The sequence below is a fragment of the Chromobacterium sp. INPA-IVC genome, assembly GCF_059047085.1.
Genome location: NZ_JBTNLS010000011.1, coordinates 12,654 through 25,477 on the forward strand (window position 1 = coordinate 12,654; position 12,824 = coordinate 25,477).

The window sequence follows — 12,824 nt, forward strand, 5'->3', positions numbered from 1 at the left end:
TTGCAAACGGAACATCCTTTGGAGGGGAATCCATGTCGATACAGGCCATCACCGAATGGTTCATCCCGGACCACGTCCGGCAGATTCCGGAACAGGCGATACGCGCGCGCACCGTGGTCGGCGTCGGCCTGCTGGCCGGCCTGATGGCGCCGCTGTTCGCCGTCGAATACCTGATGCTGGGCCACTATCCGATGGCCGAGGGCATCGCGCTGGGCGGATTGGGCCTGCTATGCGGCCCGCTATTGCTGCGGCTCAGCGGCGCGGTGCGCGCCACCGCCGAATTCATCACCAGCTGCATGTACGCGATGGTGTGCTGGATGGTGTTCGTCAATGGCGGCATCCTGTCCACCAGCCTGATGTGGTTCGCCGCCATCCCGTTCACCGCCGTCTTCATCGCCACCCGCCGCTCCGGCATGTTCTGGCTGGCGATGTCGCTGGCCGCCGTCGGCGTCATCATGTGGCTGTCCGGCATCGACGCGCTGCCCAAGAGCCCGCTGCCGCATGAGGAGCTGCCCAAGCTGCAGGCCAAGTCGCTGGCCGGCCTGTCGCTGGTGGTGCTGGTGCTGGCGCTGGCCTTCGACAAGGCCAAGAGCAAGAGCTTCGAGAAGCTGGAAACCGCGCGCGCCGAAGCCGAGCGCGCCGGCGAAGCGCTGGCGCGGATGATGGAGCAGATCGGCCACTCGATCCGCGACGCCTCCGGCGCCAGCCGCCAGATCGCCGACAGCACCGGCAGCATGGCGCGCACCATGGCCGAGCAACGCGAACGTTCCGAAGACATGGTCGTCGTCGCCCAGCAGATGGCGGTGGTCACCAGCCAGAACGCCGAACAATCAACCACCGCCACGCTGCTGGCGCAAAACTCCGGCGAAGCCGCGCGCGAGGGCGGCAAGGCGATGAACCAGGCGGTGGAGCAGCTTGGCCGCGCCGGCGAAGTGATAGGCCACGCCTCGAACCGGCTGGAAGACTTGGGCCAGCGTAGCGCCGAAGTCAGCGGCATCGTGCAGCTGATACGTGACATCGCCGACCAGACCAATCTGCTGGCGCTGAACGCCGCGATCGAGGCGGCGCGCGCCGGCGAAACCGGCCGCGGCTTCGCCGTGGTGGCGGACGAGGTGAGAAAACTGGCCGAGCGCACCCAGAACGCCACCAAGGACATCGAAAGCAAGATCCGGGTGATCGTCGACGGCACCAATGAGGCGCTGGTGGCGATGCGCGACGGCAACCAGCAGATGCAGGCGGGACGCGGGCACGCCAAGGAAGCCCAACTCAAGCTGTCCGGCATCATAGACGGCGCCGGCGAGCTGGCCGGCCTGCTGCAGCAGGTGTCCCAGGCCGAAGCCAGCCAGAACCAGGGCTTCTCGCAGTTCGCCGGCGACATCGTCGCCGTCGGCGAGTCCAGCCGCAGCCTGTCCGGCGAAACCCACAATATCGCCGAAGCGGTGCGCCGGCTCGACGAGCAAATGGACAAGCTGCACCAGGCGGTGAGCCGGCAGGAGACGCCTTCGGCCGACGCCAGGCCCGAACCCGCCTGGCGCTGAGACGGGCTCGGCTCAGCGCCTGTTTACGATCCAAGGCGGACTAGGCGCGGGCTGGGATTTCATGCTGCCGGAGGCGCCACGCTGGCGCGCCGCCACCAGCCTGGGCGGCACCCGCTTCCAACTCGGCGGGGCGTGGGCCTGAGCTACGCGTTCTGACGCGGAAAAGGCCTGCGCCGCCGATGGCGCAGGCCTCTTTAACTCCGGACAGACGGGCTTTAGAGCGCGTACTGGCCCGGCTGATACCCTCCCGCCGGCGTGCTGCAGCCGATGGACACGCGGTTCCAGCCGTTGATCGCGACGATGGCCCAGGTCAGATCGACGGCTTCCTTGTCGTCGAAGTGCCGCGCCAGCTCGGTACGCAACGCTTCTTCCGGATGCCCCGACGCCACCCGCGTCAGCGCCTCGGCCCAGGCCAGCGCGGCACGCTCGCGTTCGGTGTAGCACGGCGCTTCGCGCCAGGCCGACAGCAGGTACAAGCGCTGCTCGGTCTCGCCTGCGGCGCGCGCGTCCTTGGTATGCATGTCGATGCAGAAGGCGCAGCCGTTCAGCTGCGACACGCGGGTCTTCACCAGCTCGAGCAAGGCGTGGTCGAGGCCGCAGCCACGGATGTAGCGCTCCAGCCCCGCCTGGGCCTGGTAGCCTTGCGGCGCGAGCGTCGGGTAATCGATGAAACGGGACATATTCAAGGCTCCTGTAAAAATCTTGAGTGACAGTTGTCTTTATCCGCGCGGCGCGAACAGCATCTGGGCGTCTGCATAAGAAAGCGAAGTGCTCAACGCCGACAGGTCGCCCGCGTCCCGCAGCGCCGCCGCTGTCCGGCCCAAGGCTTGCATCGCCACCAGCGCCGGGCCGATGGCGGTGCTGACGCGCGCCACGCCCAGCGCGGAAAGCTCGGCCAGGCCGGGCAAACCGGGCATCGCGGCGGCATTGACCGGCGCCGGCACCGCCGCGCACAGCTTCGCCAGCAGCGCGGGATCGGACAGACCGATGGGAAAGACGCCGTCGGCCCCGCTGCCCAGATACAGCCGCGCCCGCGCCAGCGTCTCGTCGAAACGGGCTTCAGCCGGACCCTCGCCATGCAGGAACAGATCGCTGCGGGCATTAATGAAGATGGGGACGTCCAGCGCATCCGCGGCGGCGCGCGCGGCCTGCAGACGCTCGCGCATCTCGTCCGCGCCGCGCAGCGAGAAGCGGCCTGCGGCGTCATAGCGGCCATCTTCCAAATTAATGCCGGCCGCGCCGGCGCGGATCACCGCGGCGACGGTGTCCGCCACCTTGTCCGGCGTATCGCCGAAACCGTCTTCCAGGTCCACGCTCAGCGGCGCCTTCAGCACCCTGGCGATGCGGGAGACGGCGGCCAGCAGCTCCTCGCGCGGCAGTTCGCCGCCGTCGCGGTAGCCAAGCGACCACGCCACGGCGGCGCTGCTGGTGGCCAAGGCGGGAAAGCCGGCCTGTTCGAACACGCGGGCGCTCAAGGCGTCCCAGACATTGGGCAGCAGCAGCGGCCGCGGGCCTTGATGCAGGCGGCGGAACGCCTGGGCGCGGGATGCGGCGTCTTGATGATTCATCGTCATTCCTTGTCGGTCGGCGTTTTGGCTTCCCGACAAGATACTGTCGCCATGGCACAATGATGAGTGCCAAAACTCGTCAAAACCAATAGGCCATGATTCCCGCTGCCTTCCAGTTCGAACTGCTGCGCGGCCACGCGTCGCCGCTGCATCGCCAGCTCTATCTGCGCATCCGCGAGGCCATCCTGGCCGGCCAGCTGCCGCCGGGCGCCCGCCTGCCGGCCACGCGGGTGCTGGCCGCCGACCTCGGCATCTCGCGCGGCACCGTCGACCAGGCCTACGGCCAATTGCTGGCGGAAGGCTTTTTGCTCAGCCGCGCCGCCGCCGGCACGGTGGTCCACCCCTTGTTGGAGGCGCGCCGCCCCGATCCATCGCCCCCCTCGGCCGCCGGTCCGAAGCCTGTCCTGGCCAACTCGCCCGAGCCCGCCCCGCCGCTGCCCTTCCAGCTAGGGCTGCCCGCGCTGGACGCCTTCCCGCGCAAGCTGTGGGCGCGGCTTGCCGGCCGCCGCGCCAGGGCCTTGTCGCTGGCGCGGCTGAATTATCCCGACCCCGCAGGCTATCCGCCGCTGCGCGAGGCCATCGCCCGCCATCTGGCCCTGTTCCGCGGCATCCATTGCTCCGCAGATCAGATATTCATCACCAGCGGCTTCCAGGCCGCGCTGGGGTTGGCGGTGCATACCCTGCTGCGTCCCGGCGACCCGGTCTGGATGGAAGATCCCGGCTACTTCCGCGCCAGCGGCGCGCTGAGGCTGGCCGGCGCCAGGCTTGCGCCTGCGCCGGTGGATAGCGATGGATTACAAGTGGACGAGGCCATCCGACGCGAACCCAGCGCGCGGATGGCCTACTGCACGCCGTCGCACCATGCGCCGCTGGGCGTCACGCTGTCGCTGCCGCGCCGGCTGGAGCTGCTGGCCTGGGCCGAGCGGCAACAAGCCTGGATCGTCGAGGACGACTACGACGGCGAATTCCGCTACGACGGCCCGCCGCTTCCCGCGCTCAGCAGCCTGGACCGCTCCGGCCGGGCGCTCTACATCGGCAGCTTCAGCAAGACCCTGTTTCCCGGTCTGCGTCTGGGTTATCTGGTGGCGCCGCCCGCCGAGGCGGCGCGTTTCGCCGAGGCCTGCAATCTGCTCTCCCCCGCGCCGTCCATCCTGGATCAGGCGACAACCGCCGACTTCCTGGATCAGGGCCACTTCGCCCGCCACATCAAGCGGATGCGCGCGCTCTACGCCCAGCGCCGCGCCGCGCTGGCAGCCGCCTTGCAAGCCGAATGCGGCGCGCGGCTGCGATTGGATGGCCAAGCCGTCGGCCTGCAATTGACCGCCTGGCTGCCCGACGGCGAAGACGACCGCGCCGCGGCGGCGCGCCTGAGCGCCAGCGGATTGGCGGGCCAGCCGCTGTCCGCCTTCAGCCTGGAAGGCGGCCAACCGCCGGCGCTGCTGCTGGGCTTCGCCAACGTGCCGGCCGAGCGCTCGCCCGAACTGACGCGGCGGCTGCGGGAGGCGCTGGACCGCCCGCAGCCGAAATAAGCGCCCCGGCGTTTGAGGTCCGCTCTGTTATAATCCGCGGTTTACGCAATCCTCCGTTCTTTAGCCGATGACACCTGCCGCCAGCCTCGCCGACCTGAAATCCGCCCTGTCCTCCTGCCTGATCCGCGACCGCCACATCCTGCGCCGCAAGCTCGCCGACGCTGGCGACCGGCTGAAGAAGAACCAGCCCGCCGACAAGCTGCTGGCTGACATCGCCGGCCAGGTGGAACGCTCGCGCAGCCGCGCCGACGCGCGCCGCGCGCATCTGCCCAAACCCCAGTTCGACGACGCGCTGCCGGTCAACCAGAAGCTCCCCGACATCAAGAGCGCGATCGACAAGAACCAGGTGGTGATCATCTGCGGCGAGACCGGCTCCGGCAAAACCACCCAGTTGCCCAAGATCTGCCTGGAGCTGGGCCGCGGCGTGTTCGGCCTGATCGGCCACACCCAGCCGCGCCGGCTGGCCGCGCGCTCGGTGGCGACGCGGATCGCGCAAGAGCTGGGTTCGCAGCTGGGCGAACACGTCGGCTTCAAGGTGCGCTTCACCGACAAGCTGTCGGAAAAGTCGGTGATCAAGCTGATGACCGACGGCATCATGCTGGCGGAGACGCAGACCGACCGTTACCTGGAAGCGTACGACACCATCATCATCGATGAGGCGCACGAGCGCAGCCTGAACATCGACTTTCTGCTCGGCTACCTGAAACAGCTGCTGCCGCGCCGGCCAGACCTGAAGATCATCATCACCTCCGCCACCATCGACGCCGACCGCTTCTCCAAGCACTTCGACGGCGCGCCGGTGATCGAGGTGTCCGGCCGCACTTACCCGGTGGAAGTGCGTTACCGGCCGCTGAAACAGCGCGACGAGGACGAGCGCGAGATGGAGATGGAGGACGCCATCGTCGACGCGGCCGACGAGCTGTCGCGCCAAGGGCCCGGCGACATGCTGGTCTTCCTGCCCGGCGAGCGCGAAATCCGCGAAACCGCGGAAAAACTGCGCAAGTCCGGCATCCGCGGCTACGAGATCCTGCCGCTGTTCGCCCGGCTGTCCAATGAGGACCAGCAGAAGATCTTCAAGCCGTCCGGCGGCCGCCGCATCGTGCTGGCAACCAACGTGGCCGAGACTTCGCTGACCGTTCCCGGCATCAAATACGTGATCGACACCGGCCTGGCGCGCATCAACCGCTACAGCCCGCGCGCCAAGGTCGAGCAGCTGCAGGTGGAAAAAGTGTCGCAGGCCGCCGCCCGCCAGCGCGCCGGCCGTTGCGGCCGCGTCGAGTCCGGCATTTGCGTGCGCCTGTACGCCGAGGACGACTTCAACGCCCGCCCGGCCTTCACCGACCCGGAAATCGTCCGCTCCAATCTGGCGGCGGTGATCCTGCGCATGGCGGCGCTGCGGCTGGGCAAGGTGGACGAATTCCCCTTCCTGGAGGCGCCGTCCAGCCGCCTGGTGGCCGACGGCTACCAGGTGTTGACCGAGCTGGGCGCCGTCAATGAGCTGGGCGAGCTCACTCCGGTGGGCAAGGAGCTGGCGCGCATCCCGGTGGACCCGAAAGTGGGCCGCCTGCTGCTCGCCGGCCGCGACTTCCACTGCGCGCGCGAAGTGCTGATCATCGCCGCCGCGCTGTCGATACAGGACCCGCGCGAGCGGCCGTTCGAAGCCCGCGATGCCGCCGAAAAAGCCCAGGCGCGCTTCAATGACGAAAAGTCGGACTTCCTGTCCTTCCTGCACCTGTGGGACTTCTTCGCCGACGCGCTGAAGAACAAGAAGACCAACCGCCAGCTGGTCAACGCCTGCCACGACCACTTCCTGTCGTATATGCGGATGCGCGAGTGGCGCGAGCTGCACGCGCAGTTGGCCGAAATCGCCAGCGAGCTGGGCCTGATCACCCGCGACGAAGCCCATGCCGACGCCGAACAGCCGGACGCGCAGATGTCGGTCAAGAAACGCCAGCAAGTGGACGCCGTCGCCTATGAAAACCTGCACAAGGCGCTGGTGACCGGCCTGATCGGCAATATCGGCATGAAAAACCAGGAAGGCGACGACTACCAGGGCGCGCGCGGCGTCGCCTTCCACGTCTTCCCCGGCTCCGGCCTGAAGAAAGCCAAGCCCAAGTGGCTGGTGGCGGCCGAGCTGGTGGAAACCACCCGCCTCTACGCCCGCTGCGTGGCCAAGATCGAGCCGGAGTGGGTGGAAAAGCTGGCGCCGCATCTGGTGAAGTACCACTACTTCGAACCGCATTGGGAAAAGAGCCGCGGCGAAGTGGTGGCCAGCGAGCGCGTCACGCTGTACAGCCTGACGCTGATCCCGCGCCGAGCCGTCAGCTACGGCCGCATCGCGCCGGAAGAAGCGCGCGAGCTGTTCATCCGCGGCGCGCTGGTGAATATGGAATACGTCAGCAACGCGCCCTTCTTCCAACGCAACCAGCAGTTGATCCGCGAGGTGGAGCAACTGGAGCACAAGGCGCGCCGCCAGGACGTGCTGGTGGACGAGGAAGCGCTGTACGCCTTCTACAGCGAACGCATCCCGGCCGAGGTAGTGGACGCCGCCAGCTTCGAGGCCTGGCGCAAGGAGGCGGAAAAAACCGAGCCCAAGCTCTTGCACCTGACCCGCGACGAGCTGATGCGCCACGCCGCCCAGCACGTGACCGAAAACCAGTTCCCGGAATGGCTGGACCTGGACGACGGCAAGCTGAGGCTGCGCTACCGCTTCGAGCCGAAACACCCGCTGGACGGCGTCACCATCGACGTGCCGCTGGCCATCCTGAACCGCCTGCAGCCGGGACCGTTCGAATGGCTGGTGCCCGGCATGATCCGCGACAAGCTGCAGCAGCTGATCAAGGGCCTGCCCAAGCAGATCCGCCGCTGCTGCGTGCCGGTGCCGGATTTCATCACCCGCTTCCTGCTGACCAATCCGGACCTGCAGCAGCCGATCGCGCCGCAACTGGCGCGCTTCATCCTGCGCGAGACCGGCGGCGTCAAGGTGGACATCGACGAGTTCAACAAGCAGGAATTGCCGGAGCACATGCTGTTCAATTTCCGCGTGATCGACGACGGCAAACAGGAAATCGGCATGGGCCGCGACCTGGCCGCGCTGCAGAAACAGTTCGGCCAGGCGGCGCAGCTGACCTTCCGCGACACCAGCGCCGAGTTCGAGCGCGATGACGTCAAGACCTGGGACTTCGGCGAGCTGCCGGAAAGCATACAGTTCGCCCGCGGCCGCCAGCAGCTGACCGGCTATCCGGCGCTGACACTGGAGGAGGATCGCGTCGCCATCCGCCTGTTCGACACCCAGGCCGTGGCGGAAAAACATCACCGCCAGGGCGTGGTGAAGCTGCTGCAGCTGCAATTGAAAGAGCAGATGAAGCAGCTGGGCAAAGGCCTGCCGGGCATGACGCAAATCGGCCTGCAACTGCGCGCGGTGGCCAACGCCGACGATCTGCTCGCCGACGCCATCGCCGCCATCTGCGACCGCGCCTTCATCGGCGAGGACGCGCTGCCGCGCAATGAAAAAGCCTTCAATGACCAGAAGAACCGCGCCCGCACCCGCTTGCCGGCGGTGATCCAGGCGGTGGCGCAATACCTGCAGCAGATCGCCGCCGAATATGTTCCGCTGGGCAATAAAATGCAGAAGCACAAGCTGGGCCATGAGCTAAAACAACAAATGGATAAGCTGGTCTACAAGGGCTTCCTGGCCGCCACGCCGTGGAGCCAGCTGCCCCAGCTGCCGCGCTACATGAAGGCGATGAGCATGCGGATGGACAAACAGCCGGCCAATCCGCAGCGGGACGGCCAGCGCGGCGCGGAAATCCGCGAGCTGTGGCAACAGTGGGAACAGCGCGTGGCGGAACAGCAGGAACAGGGCGAGCCGGCGCCGGCGGTGCTGGATTTCCGCTGGATGCTGGAGGAATTGCGCGTCAGCCTGTTCGCCCAGGAGTTGAAAACGCCGTACCCGGTTTCGGTCAAGCGGCTGCAAAAAGTCTGGAACGAGTTGCCGCGATAGTCGAGATTGAGTACAGCTTGCAATGACATTGAATTATCATGCTGTGAATTTTCACGTCGCAAGCGACTATCGACATGACCGTTGACTCAGGCAAGAAACCAACCAAGGTTTCTTCATCGATGTTGTCCATCGGCAAGGAATTGCCGGTGGACGTCTATTCCAAGAGCGGCTTCCTGCTGCTCAAGCGCGGCCATTACGTGCTGACGCCGGAACAAAAGCAAAAACTGGTCAGCCTGGGCTTCGCCGAAGCCAAGGCCGAGGCCAAGCCCACTGAAAAGCCCAATCTGAACGACGACAAGAAGCAATCGCTGTTCGAGGACATCGCTTTCCTGCAACAGCGCGTGCGCAGCGTGCTGCACCATGCGCTGGTCACCCGCAACTTCGAAGCCAAGGTGATGGAGATCGCCCAGTCGCTGATCCAGCTGGCTGAGAAATACCCGGACGCGCTGATCGCCTCCATCTTCCTGGTGCCGTTTTCCGAGTACAGCGTCGCCCACTCGCTGCACGCGGCGGCGCTGCTGTCCATCTTCACCCGCCACATCACGCTGCCGCCCAAGCATCGCGAAACGCTGATCTGCGCGGCGCTGACGATGAACATCTCGCAGGTGGAATTGCAGAACGAGCTGTTCGGCCAGGCCTCCCGCCTCGATGACGACCAGCGCCGGGCGGTGCTAGACCACCCGATCATGAGTTCGGCCATCCTGCGCGAAGCCGGAGTGGAAGACCAGCTGTGGCACACGCTGGTGCAGACCCACCACGAATCCTGGCGCGGCAACGGCTACCCCTTCGGCCTGCCCAGGGAACAGATCCTGCCGCCGGCGCACATGCTGCATCTGGCTGACATCACTTGCGCCAAGCTGCTGCCGCGCCGCTACCGCCTGGCGCTGTTGCCGGCCACCGCGCTGGGGCAGATCTTCCAGCGCAAGGACAACGAGTTCGACCAGGCCTTCATCACCATGCTGGTCAAGGAACTGGGCATCTACCCGCCCGGCAGCTTCGTGCGCATCGCCAGCGAGGAAATCTGCGTGGTGATCTCGGCCGGCGCCAAGCCCAGCGAGCCGCTGGTGGCGGCGATACGCCGCGCCGACGGCCCGCCCTTCGGAGAGCCGCTGCTGCGGGACACCAGCAAGCCGGCGCATAAAGTCATGGCGCCCTGCCACGCCAGCGAGGCCAAGGTGCGGGTGTCCTTCCTCGCCCACCTGTGGAAAAGCTGACCCCCTTCGTCATCCAATCTTAATATTTTGGTATTTTGGCAGAAATACCTTAAAAATATCATCTGTGCGCATTTTTACTAAAATAAGGTATTCCGTGATGCGCACTTTCACTCTCGGCGCCGGCCTGCTGGCCGCGCTGGTCCTTGCCGCCTGCAGCAGCGGAGGCGGCGGCAGCGCCGCCCGCTCCCAGGACAACGCAGAAGCCCAGCCCCCGGCTGCGGCCGCCGCCAAAAACGTCATCTTCTTCCTCGGCGACGGCATGGGCATCGCCACCACCACCGCCGCCCGCATCTACGCCGCCGGCGAGGACGGCCAGCTGACGATGGACACGCTGCCGGAGTCCGGCTTCGTCAAGACCTTCTCCAACGATGCCCAGGTCACCGACAGCGCGCCGTCGATGTCGGCCTACATGACCGGCGTCAAGATGAACAACGAAGTCATCTCGATGTCCACCGACACCGTGGCCAAATCGCCGACCGCCGACCTGACGTCAAACTGCGGCGCCGGCAACGGCAAGCCGGTGTCCACGCTGCTGGAGCTGGCCAAGGCCGGCAACCGCGCCACCGGCGTGGTCACCACCACCCGCGTCACCCACGCCACCCCGGCCGCCACCTATTCCCACGTCTGCCACCGCGACGCCGAATCCGACATCGCCGCCCAGCTGGTGCCCGGCGGCGCGCAATACAACGCCGCGCTGCAGGACGGCGTGGACGTGGTATTCGGCGGCGGCCGCCAGTTCTTCCTGCCCAAGACGGCCGGCGGCAAACGCGCCGACGGCCGCGACCTGGTGGCGGAACTGAAGGCCAAGGGCTACGGCTACGCCGCCGACAAAACCGCGTTCAGCGCCATCGATCCGGCCAAGACCCAGCGCGCCGTCGGCCTGTTCACCAGCAGCCACATGAGCTACGACCTTGACCGCGACCCGAACAAGGAGCCCAGCCTGGCGGAGATGACCACCAAAGCCATCGACCTGCTGGCGAACCGCAGCGGCAAGCAAGGCATGTTCCTGATGGTGGAAGGCGGCCGCATCGACCACGCCCTGCACGAAACCACCGCCAAGAAGGCGCTGCAGGACACTGTGGCCTTCGATCAGGCCATCCAGGCCGCGATAAGCGCGATGCAGCAGAAAGACCCCGGTCTGAAGAACACGCTGATCGTCGTCACCGCCGATCACGACCACACCCTGGTGCTGAACGGCTACGCCAAGCGCACCGGCAAGACCGCGCCGGGCAATCCGGGCGTGCTGGGCCTGGCCAAGGATTACGTCAGCGGCAAGAACCTGACTGACGCCGACGGCATGCCCTACTCCATCATCGGCTTCGGCAACGGCGAAAACCGCGTCGCCGGCGCCCGCAACGCAGCGGCCGCGCTGACCGACGACGCCGTCTCGGCCAACGACTACCACCAGGAAGCGGCGATACGGATGCCGGCCGGCGGCGAAACCCACGGCGGCACCGATGTCTACATCGGCGCCATCGGCCTGGGCGCCGACAGCATCCACGGCTTCCTGGAAAACATAGAAGTGTTCGGCCTGGTCAAGAAGGCCGCCGGCCTGTGATGGAGAACAATAAAATGAAAACCGCGATGAAAACCCTGCTGGCCGCCGCCGTGCTGGCCGCGCTGCCAACTCTCCCCGCCCACGCCGCCGGCGAGGCCAAGAACGTGATCTTCTTTCTCGGCGACGGCATGGGGCCGGCCACCGTCACCGCTGCCCGCATCTACCAGTACGGCGAGGGCGGCAAGCTCAATATGGAGAAGCTTGATCGCACCGCGCGCATCAAGACCTTCTCCAACGACGCGCAGACCACCGACAGCGCGCCGTCGATGTCGGCCTATATGACCGGCGTCAAGATGAACAACGAGGTGATCTCGATGTCGTCCGACACCCGCGCCATCGAGCCCAACAGCGACGGCACCGGCAACTGCGGCAGCAATAACGGCACGCCGGCCGCCACGCTGCTGGAGCTGGCCAAGGCCAAAGGCAAGGCCATCGGCGCGGTCACCACCACCCGCGTCACCCACGCCACCCCGGCCGCCACCTATTCCCACGTCTGCCACCGCGACGCCGAATCCGACATCATCGCCCAGGCGGTGCCCGGCGGCGCCGGCTACAACGCCAAGCTGGGCAACGGCCTCGACGTGCTGATGGGCGGCGGCAGCAAATTCCTGCTGCCCAAGACCAGCGGCGGCAAGCGCGGCGACGGCCGCAACCTGTTGCAGGAGTTCGCAGCCAAGGGCTATCCAGTGCTGCAGACCGGCGCCGATCTGGCCGCCTTCGACGCCAAATCCGCCAGCCGCGTGGTGGGCATCTTCGGCAAGGACCACCTGGAATACGAGCTGGACCGCGTCAAGAACAAGGTGGACCAGCCCAGCCTGGCGCAGATGACCGCGGCGGCGATAGACGTGCTGGCCAAGAACGGCAACGGCTACGTGCTGATGGTGGAAGGCGGCCGCATCGACCACGCGCTGCACGGCACCAACGCCAAGCGCGCGCTGGTGGACGCCGTCGCCTTCGACGATGCGATCAAGACCGCATTGGCCAAGGTGGACCTGAGCAACACCCTGGTGGTCGTCACCGCCGACCACGACCACACCATGACCATCAACGGCTACTCCAAACGCGGCAACCCCATCCACGACATCTCGCGCAGCTATGTCGACGGCCAGCCGGCCAAAGACGCCGACGGCGCGGTCTACACCACGCTGGTGTTCGGCAATGGCCCGAATCGCAAGCCGACCCGCGTGTCGGTGGATTCGGCCGCCGCCACCGCCGACGACTACCAGCAGGAAACCGGCATCCGCCTGTCCAGCGAAACCCACGGCGGCGGCGATGTGATGCTGATGTCCGGCGGCGCCGGCAGCAAGGGCTTCAAGGGCGTGATGGACAACACCAAGGTGTTCGGCCTGGTGAAATCCGCGCTCGGCCTGTAATCCCCTCCCGCGCGCGGCCGCCCGGCCGCGCGCTCCGCTTT

General features: G+C 66.7%; 8 protein-coding genes. 6 read left to right on the top strand and 2 right to left on the bottom strand.

Features of this window, described 5'->3' with window-relative positions:
• Positions 1 to 32: 32 nt before the first annotated feature.
• A complete protein-coding gene (locus ACX17K_RS19965; RefSeq protein WP_493776128.1) occupies positions 33 to 1,538 on the top strand; it encodes a methyl-accepting chemotaxis protein in 1,506 nt (501 codons plus the stop codon).
• A 215-nt stretch (positions 1,539 to 1,753) separates the two neighbouring features.
• Here the strand turns inward: ACX17K_RS19965 and ACX17K_RS19970 are convergent, their stop codons facing one another.
• Both ACX17K_RS19970 and ACX17K_RS19975 read right to left on the bottom strand, forming a co-directional pair.
• A complete protein-coding gene (locus tag ACX17K_RS19970; RefSeq protein ID WP_493776129.1) occupies positions 1,754 to 2,218 on the bottom strand; it encodes a carboxymuconolactone decarboxylase family protein in 465 nt (154 codons plus the stop codon).
• Positions 2,219 to 2,257: 39 nt separating this feature from the next.
• A complete protein-coding gene (locus tag ACX17K_RS19975; RefSeq protein ID WP_493776130.1) occupies positions 2,258 to 3,106 on the bottom strand; it encodes an isocitrate lyase/PEP mutase family protein in 849 nt (282 codons plus the stop codon).
• A 95-nt stretch (positions 3,107 to 3,201) separates the two neighbouring features.
• Here ACX17K_RS19975 and pdxR point away from each other — a divergent pair, with 95 nt between their 5' ends.
• The 5 genes from pdxR (at position 3,202) to ACX17K_RS20000 (ending at position 12,783) form a co-directional block, all read left to right on the top strand.
• On the top strand, positions 3,202 to 4,635 hold the full coding sequence (gene pdxR, locus ACX17K_RS19980; protein ID WP_493776131.1) for a MocR-like pyridoxine biosynthesis transcription factor PdxR: 1,434 nt from the start codon (positions 3,202 to 3,204) through the stop codon (positions 4,633 to 4,635).
• 67 nt (positions 4,636 to 4,702) lie between these two features.
• Entirely contained in the window at positions 4,703 to 8,638 is a 3,936-nt protein-coding gene (gene hrpA, locus ACX17K_RS19985; protein ID WP_493776132.1) for an ATP-dependent RNA helicase HrpA, read from the top strand.
• A 74-nt stretch (positions 8,639 to 8,712) separates the two neighbouring features.
• A complete protein-coding gene (locus ACX17K_RS19990; RefSeq protein ID WP_493776133.1) occupies positions 8,713 to 9,852 on the top strand; it encodes an HD-GYP domain-containing protein in 1,140 nt (379 codons plus the stop codon).
• A 97-nt stretch (positions 9,853 to 9,949) separates the two neighbouring features.
• Positions 9,950 to 11,410, top strand: coding sequence for an alkaline phosphatase (locus ACX17K_RS19995; RefSeq protein ID WP_493776134.1), 1,461 nt, complete (start codon positions 9,950 to 9,952; stop codon positions 11,408 to 11,410).
• A gap of 14 nt (positions 11,411 to 11,424) precedes the next feature.
• Positions 11,425 to 12,783, top strand: coding sequence for an alkaline phosphatase (locus ACX17K_RS20000; RefSeq protein ID WP_493776135.1), 1,359 nt, complete (start codon positions 11,425 to 11,427; stop codon positions 12,781 to 12,783).
• Positions 12,784 to 12,824: the final 41 nt, after the last annotated feature.